This window comes from uncultured Veillonella sp. (genome assembly GCF_915069625.1).
In the GTDB taxonomy this organism is placed as follows: domain Bacteria; phylum Bacillota; class Negativicutes; order Veillonellales; family Veillonellaceae; genus Veillonella.
In genome coordinates, this window is sequence record NZ_CAJZFD010000056.1 from 1 (window position 1) to 10,671 (window position 10,671).

Here is a 10,671-nt window from a genome sequence, read left to right on the forward strand (position 1 = left end):
CTGTTTGGAACGAACGTAAAAGGCACTGTGTTTTTGTGCCAAGCGGCTCTTCCTTACTTACGTTCTGCTAAGGGGAGCATCGTAACAGTTGCTAGCGATGCGGGCTTGCAAGGCAATGTAGCTTGTTCTGTATATGGCGCATCTAAAGGGGCAGTAGTGAGCTTTACAAAATCTTTATCCCTTGAGATGGCACCGCATGGTGTTCGCGTTAACTGCGTATGTCCTGGTGATGTAGATACATCCTTAGTAGATAAACAGATTGCTAATACTCATCAAGATAAGGCTACTGCAAAGGCTGAAATGGGCCAACACTATCCATTGGGACGTATTGGTAAGCCTCATGAAATTGGGGAAGTAATTGTATTTTTATTGAGTAATAAAGCGTCCTTTGTAACAGGTGCAGCATGGACTATCGACGGTGGTCTCACTAGTTGGTAATATAGAAAATATTGGAAGTTATTTTATTTTTTAAATCTATAGATAATTACAAAAATTCATTTCACTTCTATCAATAGAATGGTATAATAATACTAATAATATGACCTATAGTTGGTTCACAACAAAGGAGAATACTTATGGCAGAATATAATGGCGTAACACTTGAGCCACTTATGGATGGTTCTCAAGATCGTGACTATCAAGTTGAACAATTTATTTTCTGGGGTGCAGGTCGTGCGGCGGCTTTAGCATTGTCCCCTAAATTCAGCAGTGTTGCTTTGTGCGCTAATGCAACGTATATGGTAACTCGCATTGCACATCTTTATGATGTAGAATTGCAATCTGGTGCCGTAGTGGGTCTAGTTGGTGGTCTTAGCACAGCTGTAGGTACAGCTGCTGTATCCCTTTTGATCCCTCTTAAAGCAGTTCGTGTACCTGTTGCTGTCGGTTTGACATATGCAATTGGTAAAATTGCACATATCTGGATTCAAGATGGTATGCCTTCTGATATCGAACGTTATAAACCAATGGTTGCTGAATTCCTTGAAAGCGGTAAAGCTATTGCTGGTGACATCATCCGTGATGCAGGCGCTAGCATTCCTTTCACACAAGGTCAACGCGACGTTTGGGCCGGTATCGCTAATGAAACAGGTCTTGCTAAAGAAACATTGAAACAAGTTTACGAAGAAAAAGTAACACCTGCTATTGATAAATGGAATACAGAAACTAAATATCAACTTCATGACAATGCAGCAGAAGTTGTGGCGAAAGTATCTGATGCAGCAAAAGATAAAATTGACGCTGCTAAAGAAAATATTGATGTAGCTAAAGAATTAGCTAAAGGTGGCGTAGAAGTGGCTAAAGCTTCTGCACAAGCTGCAGTAGAAACTGCAAAAACTAAAGCTAATGATGCTGTAGAAACAGCAAAAGATGTTGCTGCAAATACTGTTAACACAGCAAAAGATAAAATTGGTGGTTTGCGCAAATAGGCGCTAAAGGATTATTACGATGAATCCATTAAAAATTATTACATATGGTAAGTATTTTAACGAATCAAAATTTGTCGCTTTCTTAGGGCGATATGGTAAAAAGCTTGCCTTTGTACAACGAGCAGTGACCTTGTTCCTATGCATGCGTGATAAGGACACTCCTAAATATGTAAAAGCAGTCATTGCTGGTGCCTTAGGGTATCTCGTGTTACCGATTGACATTGTTCCAGATACAATCCCTGTATTAGGATGGATAGATGATGTGGCGGTACTAGGACTTGCCTTTAAGGTTGCGAATCGTTATATTAAAACGAGCCATCAAGAAGATGCAAAAAAATACTTCCCATTTGGTAACAGTAACTAGCTTTTACCAAGTAAGGCAGTTTGATCCTCTGTGGTTGAACTGCCTTTATTAATTTGACACGCTAAAGTAATAGATATACAATGAAGATTGTATTCTATGAAAAGAGAAGGAAAAATGTATGCATATTGCTTCAGTAAAGGTACGTTTTTACGAAACCGATATGATGGGTATTGCGCACCACAGTAATCATTTCAGATGGTTTGAGCTGGCGCGTATTGAATTCCTTCGTGAAATCGGTGTAACCCTGTGGGATATGATGAATGAAGATATTGTATTCCCTATTATGAATGTATCCTGCAATTATAAAGAGCCTGCAAATTTCGATGATGAGCTTCACATCGAAACATACTTGGTCAAGATGACGCGTGCTCAAATGGTATTCCGCTATCGTATGCGCCGTGCTAGTGATGGTGCACTTCTAGCGACAGGGGAAACTAAAAACGCATTTATGTCAAAATCTACAGGTAAAATTGTACGATTAGACGACACTTTTTATCAGCCTATGTTAGCAGCTGTTGAGGAGATGCCTAATGAGTAATGTACAACTACAACGATTGCCTATAGGGGTTTTTGACTCTGGTGTAGGCGGCCTATCTGTTTTGAAGGTATTACAAGAACAATTCCCTCACGAAGATTTTATCTACATTGGCGATAATGCTAATAATCCTGTTGGTAATCGCAGTGATGATGAAATTACATATTTGGCTTGCCATATTGCAGAGGCTCTTGAAAAACAGCCTGTTAAATTGATGGTCATTGCTTGCAATACGTTTACTGTTGTAGCCCTTGATGCGGTGCGCGAACGCGTATCTGTACCAGTTATTGGTGTGTCACAAGGTGTGAAAACAGCGATTAGTCAAAGCAAAAGCAAGACGATTGGTATCATGGCGACGGTAGCGACTGTGAATAGTCATATTCATAAACATGTAGCACTTGAAGTTGATCATGAAGTGTTTGTTTGGGAACAACCTTGTCCTGAATTAGCCGGCCTCATTGAGCAAGGTCATTTAGATGACTTCTTTGTACGTGATGTATGTACTGATTATTTAGAGCCTTTATTGTCTCGAGAAATTGAGGTCGTAGTGTTGGGCTGTACTCATTTCCCATTTGTACAACCTTTGCTAGAGGAACTAACGTCAGGGAGGATTCAATTTATCGACCCTGCTTTTGAAACGAGTGAATTAGTTCGTCGTAGATTAGAGAGCAAAGATTTATTTAACCCTCAAGAATCTGCAGGTACTGTGACATTGTATTTTACAAAGGATGTAGAGCTTGGAGATACATTGAGTGCTTCATTCCTTGATAACAGTCGTCGTACCATTGAACATATTACATTATAAAGGAGATACCCTATGTGGTTTTATAACGTCCTAAGCACAGTAATAGCAATTATTGTTATTATTGCAGCTTTGTATTTATTATTCCGTTTGTTTGTATTAAAACAAGGTAATGAAAAGGTTATTCTATTACCAAAACGGGCAACAAACTTCCAAGTATCTGATCGTAATTTTGAATCCATTACCTTGTTCTGCGACATTCCATTCGTGAACAAAGGTCGTCAACTTGGTACCATTATGGATTTGTTCCCTCGTCCATTGTTACCAGAGGAACATTTTGATGCTGTGAAAGTCAATGCATGGGCTATGGATATTAACCGTCCTCGTCATGATGGTTATTTTGAAGCAGTTATCATCAAACCCCGTAAAGGCGGTACAATTCGTGTGTTCGTCACATTGACCGGTAAAAATGGCAATATTCGTGAAGATATTAAGGGCTTCCCTTATATGGACATCGATATTTACTACCAAATCGTAGGCCGTACAGATTATCATATCGATAAACAACGTATTCGTTTGACTGCTGAAGAAGTTCAAGCAGCAATGGTTCAATAAGGAGGCATAACAATGGCAGAATTAGAGTTAGTATGTGTGCCAACACGTATTCTTACAGATAATGATGACATCGTGGATGCTATCGTTGAATTTGGCGGTCATAACATTGGACCTGAAGATATCGTATGTGTAGCTGAATCTGTAGTAGCTATTACACAAGGTCGTTTTACACGTCCTGAAGAGCTAGATGTATGCTGGCAAGCTCGTTTGATCAATCGTTTTATCCATCCAGATGGTTCTATGGCATCCATTTATGGCATGCAATCCGCTATGAACTTGGATGGTAAATGGAAAGTATTAGGTGCCTTTATTTTAGGTGCTATTGCTAAAATTTTCCGCAAACCAGGTGTATTCTATGCAATTGCTCGTGCGGCATCCTTAACGGATGACGTAACTGGCACAATGCCTCCATTTGATAAGCACATTGTATTTGGTCCAAAGGATCCAGATAAAGTGGCTGAGAAAATCGTATCTCGCACAGGCTGTTACGGCGCCGTTGTAGCAGACGTTAATGACTTGAAACGTTCCGCTGTATTAGGTACGAGCCGTGGCATTGACGGTAACAAAATTGCACAATTATTGATTGATAATCCATTTGGTAATGATAGCCAAATGACTCCGATTGTTATCATTAAAAATTACGCATCTGTATCTGGTAAATAACAGAAGGCTGTACTCATCACATAGAGATGGGTACAGCCTTTTTATATATTGTGAAAGTTAAAGGAGGTTATATGTTACTAGGTTTAGACGTAGGTGGTACTTTCACAGATGCGGTCATCATCGACGGTCATCGTGTAGTAGCATCCGCTAAAAGACGGACTACAAAGGATAATCTAATGCAAGGCATAGGAGAGGCATTAGATGCAGTTTTGACAGGCTGTAATACATCAAATATTGAACAAGTTACTCTATCCACTACAGTGGTAACAAATACCATTGTAGAAGAGAAGGAACAAGTTGTAGATCTCTACGTAGTAACTGGGCCTGGCCGTAATGTGGATGATATATTCCCTGTGAGTCCTATATATCTTCAAGGCTATACGGACCATAGAGGGATTGTGGTGGAACGGACACCTACAAATGCAGTTCGTGATGTTGCTAAAATGGTTCAATCTCACAGTGGCACTGATTTAGCCGCTGTATCTGCTAAATTTGGGGTACGAAATCCTCAAGAGGAACTATCGATAACAGAAGAACTGAAAGATAAGTATAATACCATTTCTAATGGTAGTTTATTAAGTGGTTCATTGAATTTCCCTCGTCGTACCATTAGCGCTTATTTTAATAGTGCTGTTACACCGGTATTTACTATTTTTAAACGTAATGTTGAAGAGGCCCTTAGCATTCGTAATATTAAGGCTCCTCTCCATATTTTGAAAGCTGATGGCGGTTCTTTACCTATGGAGCATATGGTGAGTCGGCCTGTAGAGACTGCTTTTACAGGACCTGCAGCCACTGTGCTTGGCTTATCTGCCCTTGGTGCAATTGGTGAAGAGCATACTGTTGCATTAGATATTGGGGGCACCACTACAGATATTTCTCTGTGGAAGCATGGCAAACCATTGATGACCAAAAATGGTGTATCCATCCGAGAGTACCCAAGTGCGGTGCGATCCTTTGCAGTTACCTCCGTCGGAATTGGCGGTGAATCAGTGGTTCGCATTATAGATGGCGAAATTACAGTTGGTCCTGAACGAGTGGGCCCATCAGTGGCTTTAGGCGGTGCGGAACCTACCTTGGGGGATGCACTCATTGTACTGGGCTATGCAAGCTATGGTGATGTTGAATTAGCTGTGCAATCTATGGAGGCATTAGCTAATAGCTTACCTGCGTCATTACATGATAGCTCAACATTTGACTCTACTAAAGCTAAACAGCAATTAGCAGATTCTATTACGGCTTCTAATGTGGCACGATTAATAGTTAATAAGGCATTAGAGACAATTCAACATGGCATAGATGAGGTAGTAACGGCAGAGAATAAACGACCTATCTATGTGGTGGCGGATATTGTAAATCCTGATGTATTTGTACCTGCCCAAATCGTTGTGGTAGGTGGTACGGCGCCTAGTTTAGGCCCAAGTATTGGAGAGTATTTGAATCTGCCTGTTACAATTCCAGAAAATGCAGCCGTAGCTAATGCTATCGGTGCAGCCCTAGCGTTATCGACTATCGAACTTACGGTTCATGTCGATACAAAACGGCGCTTACTGGTCATTCCTGAATTAGGGATTAAGCAACAAACGTGTACCTTACAGCGGGTAGAACAAGTTGTGGAACGCGCTAAGGAGGCCCTTAGTGAAGAAGCATTGCGGTTAGGCCTTGGTAAGGACCAAGATATAGAGGTGATTAGTATCGAAGACTTCCCTGTAGTAGAGGGCTGGCAATCGATGGAACGGTTAATCACCGTGAAAGTACAACTAGCAGCGGGGGTGAAACAGTATGTGGAATAAAGGACTATCCTATCGGGAACGTCAAGGAATTGGACAGGCCGGTATGAATAAGGATACCAATTCAAATGTAGGTGACGCATTAAATGCTGATACAAATAAAAGTCATGCGGTAAATACTGATGAAAATGCACCAAAACATAGTTTAGGTCTAGTGTTTTTCCCTGCCTTTGACTGGAAGATTTCTGAAACCCATCCAGAACGACAAGAGAGATTACTGTACACTCGGGATCAAATCGTAGAGGAAGGGTTATTAGATATACCTAATATCAAAGAATATAATCCTATCGTAGCCGATTGGGATACCATAGAGAGCGTCCATGTGGGAGCTCCTGATTTGGAGTCCTGGGTAACGGAAGCACATCGTGTATCAGCGGGCGGTGCTATTGCAGCTGCTGATTCGGTTATGCGTGGCGAAGTAGATCGTGCCTTTGCCTTAGTAAGACCGCCAGGGCATCATGCGATGGCCATGGTTCATGGTATTCGTGGATTCTGTACCATAAACATTGAAGCCGTCATGATCCAGCACATGCGCCAGACCTATGGTATTAAACGGGTGGCTGTAGTAGATACAGATGTACACCATGGCGATGGTTCTCAAGATGTGTTCTATCATGATCCAGATACGCTATACATTAGTTTCCACCAAGATGGACGCACACTATATCCTGGCACCGGCTTTATGGATGAATTCGGTGGACCACAAGCCATCGGTGGCAATATAGATATCCCATTGCCGCCAGGTACTGGTGACGAAGGCTTGATGAAGGTCATGCGTGAACTCGTATTACCTATCTTAGAAGAGTTTAATCCAGACATTGTTATCAACTCTGCAGGACAAGATAATCACTTTAGTGATCCTTTAGCGAATATGCAGGTTACTGCAAAGGGCTATGCGGAGCTAGTGGATTTATTGCAAGCCGATATAGCCGTATTAGAAGGTGGTTATTCTGTACAAGAGGCGTTGCCCTATGTAAATACAGGTATCATCTTATCCATGGCAGGCCTTGATTACAGCAAGGTCGTAGAACCTGCCTTTGACCCTGTTAAATATAAGCAAAGCCAAAACGTAACCGCTTATATTGATGATCTTATTGCTAAGTGGAAGGTGCAATGGGCTAATCGACATAAGATGGCCGAAGAGGAACGCACTGGCGTAGGTGATATATGGTCGAACCGTTACAATGTGTACTATGACGAAACGGGTGTACAAGAGGAACGCCTTGAAAAGGTTCGCATGTACGAAGATAAAATAGGATGGCATAGCGTACTTTCACGAGGCCAATATGGACCTTATGGACCACAAAGTGTATATGCTATGTTTATCCCTTGGCAAGCGGACGAACGTACTCGTCAAGATGCGATTGCAGAGGCTAAACGGGCTAAAGCAGAAGGTGGAGCTAGCCGCTATGTTGTGGTAGACCCACTCGGCGAAGGCCAGTATGAATTATGATTGTAGTTTTTATAATATCGTAGAGATTCTTATAATATGGTAATAATTTTTTATGTAAATGCACCAAATTGTGTTTGTAACGGACGTTATAATCTGATTCATGGTAATAAAAAATAGTTAAATTGTGATATAATAAGAAGAAATAACGCCCCTTTGTGTAAGGGGCGTTCTAATGTTTAGTTTTAGAATGGTGAGGTTCCTATGCGCAGCGATAATAGAACAGCAGGTCAATTGCGACCTATTAAAATAACACGGAATTTTACAGAGTATGCAGAAGGTTCTGTACTCATTGAGTGCGGTAAGACTAAGGTTATCTGCACGGCTACTGTTGAGGATTCTGTGCCGCGCTGGCTAAAAGGTTCTGGTCAAGGCTGGGTAACAGCAGAATACTCCTTGTTGCCACGTTCTACGCAAACTCGTGTAAGCCGTGAGGCTGCTAAGGGAAAACAAACAGGTCGTACCGTAGAAATTCAACGTCTTATCGGCCGTGCGTTGCGCGCTGTCGTAGACCTTGAAGCACTTGGTGAACGTTCTATTACGATTGACTGCGATGTTATTCAAGCCGATGGTGGTACGCGTACAGCCTCTATTACAGGCGCCTTTGTGGCCCTCGTTGATGCGGTGGACTTCACCTTTGGTGGAGCAGGCAAATTCCCAATTACTGATTTTTGTGCCGCTATTTCCGTAGGTATTGGTCCTGACGGTCCTATTACAGATCTTTGCTATGAAGAAGATAGTGCCGCTATCGTGGATATGAATGTGGTGCGCACCGGTTCTGGCAACATGGTTGAGGTACAAGGTACAGGTGAACACGGTACCTTTAACCGTGATGAACTCAATGCATTACTTGATTTGGCAGAGGCTGCTACCGATGAGCTCATGGCTAAACAACGTGAAGTACTTGGCGCGACAGCAGATAAAGTAGGTAAGGTATATCCTACAGCTCCGGAGGTGTAATATGGAACAAATCGTACTTGCTACAGGCAATAAAGGAAAGATTCGTGAGTTTTCTGAGGCTTTTTCCCATTTATCTATTGATTGTGTGCCAGTAAAAGAGGTCGTTTCCATCGAGGAACCGGAGGAAACTGGTACAACCTTTATGGAAAATGCTCTTTTAAAGGCTCACTACTATGCAAAGGCTACGAATCGTCCATGCCTTGCTGACGATTCTGGCATTACTGTAGATGCTCTCAATGGGGCACCAGGTGTATATTCTGCTCGTTATGCAGGTCATCATGGCGATGATCAAGCTAATAATGAAAAATTGATTCGTGAGCTTCAAGGTAAAAGTGACCGCACAGGTCATTATGTATGTGCTTTAGCTCTTGTATATCCTGATGGCCGTGAAGTGACAGCAGAAGGTTATTGTGATGGCCTTGTCCAAGATGAGCCAAAAGGGGATAACGGCTTTGGCTATGACCCGTATTTCTATGTGCCTGAGTTCAAGAAAACAATGGCTGAACTTAGCATCGAAGAAAAGGAAAAGATTAGTCATCGTGGCCGTGCATTACGCGAATTAATTAACAAGCTTTGATATTTTCGAACTATATGGTATAGTTCATATAAATATGTAATATAATAGTATTAGAGAACTTATAAAATGAAACGAATTGGTATTTTAAGTGATACTCATGGGTATCTAGAGGATATTGACCTCGTCTTGGAGGCTACAGCAGATCAAGACATTGATATGTGGCTTCATGCCGGTGACTTTGGTGATGATGCGCGCTATATGCAGGAACATACGGATATTCCTGTGTATGCAGTGCGTGGTAATAACGACCGTGTACAACCTCTTGAGCCGCGAGAACAGTTGATCCCGCTAGAGGATACCTATATTTACATGACTCATGGTCATGAGGTATCATATTATAATCGTATACAAAAACTAATTGAGTTAGGAACTGATATGGGTGCGCGCCTTATCGTATCTGGCCATAGCCATCATCATGGTGAGGTTCGTGTCCGTGATGCGGTATTTGTGAATCCTGGCAGTATATCGTTAGCTCGTGATCGCTCCGGTGGTACCTTTGCCATCGTTACCTACGATAATGGTCAGTTTGATGTAGAGTTTGTGTATAAACAAGAAATTGTTTAGTTATATGGTGAAAGCTTATTCTGATACGGTTTGAAAAGCTTTCAGAAAAAATAGTAAGTCTATGCATGGAAAGGGTTATGACATATCATGGATACACCAGTTAAAGCAAAGCCTAAAATGAAATTATATGGTTTTAATAATCTCACAAAGACATTGAGTTTTAATATTTATGATATTTGTTATACTCGTACAGAAGAAGAGAAAAAACAATACATTCAGTACATTGATGAAGTATACAATGCAGATCGTTTAACAGCTATCTTAACAGAGGTTAGCCATATTATTGGTGCCAATATCCTTAATGTAGCGAAACAAGACTATGATCCACAAGGCGCATCCGTAACAATTTTGATTTCTGAAGAGGAAATTGAAAAAGAAGATGTAGTTATGCATCTTGATAAATCTCATCTTACTGTACATACTTATCCTGAAAGTCATCCGCACAAAGGGGTTAGTACGTTCCGTGCCGATATTGAAGTATCTACATGTGGTCAGATTTCTCCTCTTAAAGCACTTAATTATTTGATTCAAAGCTTTGATTCCGATATCCTCACATTGGACTACCATGTTCGTGGCTTTACACGTGACGTATCTGGCAAGAAAATTTATATCGATCATCGCATCAACTCTATCCAAAACTACATCAATGCAAAAACTCGCAACATGTACAACATGATTGATGTGAACGTATATCAAGAAAATATTTTCCACACAAAAATGATGTTAAAAGAATTTGATTTAGATAATTACCTATTTGGTATTACTGAATCTGAATTGAGTGAACGAGAAATCAAACAAATTAAACATCAATTAAAACAAGAAATGATGGAAATTTTCTATGGTCGTAATTTGCCATCCGTAAAAGCATAAATAAAAATGTATATTCTGTATGCTCTTTGTCCTATTAGATAATGTGTATACAATACCAAAGTAGATAAGCAGTGTATGGCTTATCTACTTTTTATTTAATTATCATTTTTATTA

General features: G+C 40.8%; 13 protein-coding genes. All 13 read left to right on the top strand.

Features of this window, described 5'->3' with window-relative positions; translation table 11 throughout:
* A partial coding sequence (locus QZ548_RS04350; protein WP_295868599.1) for an SDR family NAD(P)-dependent oxidoreductase occupies positions 1-438 on the top strand: 438 nt, incomplete at its 5' end.
* Positions 439-575: 137 nt separating this feature from the next.
* Positions 576-1,427, top strand: coding sequence for a hypothetical protein (locus QZ548_RS04355; protein WP_295868602.1), 852 nt, complete (start codon positions 576-578; stop codon positions 1,425-1,427).
* A gap of 19 nt (positions 1,428-1,446) precedes the next feature.
* Positions 1,447-1,791: a YkvA family protein gene (locus QZ548_RS04360; protein ID WP_295868605.1), complete on the top strand. Its 345-nt coding sequence runs from the start codon at positions 1,447-1,449 to the stop codon at positions 1,789-1,791.
* A 118-nt stretch (positions 1,792-1,909) separates the two neighbouring features.
* On the top strand, positions 1,910-2,329 hold the full coding sequence (locus tag QZ548_RS04365; RefSeq protein ID WP_295868608.1) for a thioesterase family protein: 420 nt from the start codon (positions 1,910-1,912) through the stop codon (positions 2,327-2,329).
* Complete coding sequence (gene murI / locus QZ548_RS04370) at positions 2,322-3,131, top strand: glutamate racemase (protein ID WP_295868610.1); 810 nt, start codon at positions 2,322-2,324, stop codon at positions 3,129-3,131. Before QZ548_RS04365 ends, murI begins: the two co-directional genes overlap by 8 nt.
* Positions 3,132-3,143: 12 nt before the next feature.
* Positions 3,144-3,683 carry a hypothetical protein gene (locus QZ548_RS04375; RefSeq protein WP_295868613.1) on the top strand — a complete coding sequence of 180 codons (540 nt, stop codon included), beginning with the start codon at positions 3,144-3,146 and terminating at the stop codon, positions 3,681-3,683.
* A gap of 12 nt (positions 3,684-3,695) precedes the next feature.
* Complete coding sequence (locus QZ548_RS04380) at positions 3,696-4,346, top strand: coenzyme F420-0:L-glutamate ligase (RefSeq protein ID WP_295206244.1); 651 nt, start codon at positions 3,696-3,698, stop codon at positions 4,344-4,346.
* Positions 4,347-4,417: 71 nt separating this feature from the next.
* A complete protein-coding gene (locus tag QZ548_RS04385; protein ID WP_295868615.1) occupies positions 4,418-6,139 on the top strand; it encodes a hydantoinase/oxoprolinase family protein in 1,722 nt (573 codons plus the stop codon).
* Positions 6,129-7,589, top strand: coding sequence for a histone deacetylase (locus tag QZ548_RS04390; protein WP_295868617.1), 1,461 nt, complete (start codon positions 6,129-6,131; stop codon positions 7,587-7,589). The genes QZ548_RS04385 and QZ548_RS04390 overlap by 11 nt, the downstream gene beginning before the upstream one ends.
* 201 nt (positions 7,590-7,790) lie before the next feature.
* Positions 7,791-8,546 (top strand): ribonuclease PH, encoded by a 756-nt coding sequence (gene rph, locus QZ548_RS04395; protein WP_227721499.1) that lies wholly within the window; start codon positions 7,791-7,793, stop codon positions 8,544-8,546.
* A gap of 1 nt (position 8,547) precedes the next feature.
* A complete protein-coding gene (locus tag QZ548_RS04400) occupies positions 8,548-9,123 on the top strand; it encodes an XTP/dITP diphosphatase (protein WP_295868618.1) in 576 nt (191 codons plus the stop codon).
* 66 nt (positions 9,124-9,189) lie between these two features.
* Positions 9,190-9,687, top strand: a complete 498-nt coding sequence (locus QZ548_RS04405; RefSeq protein WP_295782912.1) for a metallophosphoesterase — start codon at positions 9,190-9,192, stop codon at positions 9,685-9,687.
* 87 nt (positions 9,688-9,774) lie between these two features.
* The gene (speD, locus tag QZ548_RS04410; protein ID WP_105093984.1) at positions 9,775-10,557 is read left to right on the top strand and encodes an adenosylmethionine decarboxylase; all 783 of its coding nucleotides are present in this window, start codon (positions 9,775-9,777) and stop codon (positions 10,555-10,557) included.
* Positions 10,558-10,671 lie beyond the last annotated feature (114 nt).